The 317-nt window shown below is 43.5% G+C and carries 1 protein-coding gene; it reads right to left on the bottom strand.

The features are described from left to right. On the bottom strand, window positions 1-317 hold a 317-nt coding region (locus HC175_RS22310; RefSeq protein WP_168140027.1), incomplete at both ends, for a potassium transporter TrkG.

The raw sequence follows: 317 nt of genomic DNA, 5'->3' as shown, positions 1-317 counted from the left end.
ATAGCTTATCACAAAATTAGTTCCTGCCAGGAACATAAAAAGTATGGTGATGTACTGCACCAAAGGATTATCATTCCAAAAAGCAACACTGGCATTTTTTGTAGAAAATCCTCCAGTAGAAAGCGTGCTAAGGGAATGGTTTACGGCATCGAACAAGCCCATTCCCGCTAAATACAGTAGGATTGTTTCCGCAAAGGTAAGACCCACATAGATGAACCATAGTCTTTTAGCAGTATCGGTGATCCTGGGTTTGAGTTTATCGGCACTGGGTCCCGGAGCTTCCGCAGCAAATAACTGCATCCCTCCAATTCCCAGTA

The organism is Salinimicrobium oceani (genome assembly GCF_012037645.1).
The sequence above is the reverse complement of the archived record's forward strand: the minus strand, read 5'-3'. Positions and strand labels throughout refer to the sequence as shown.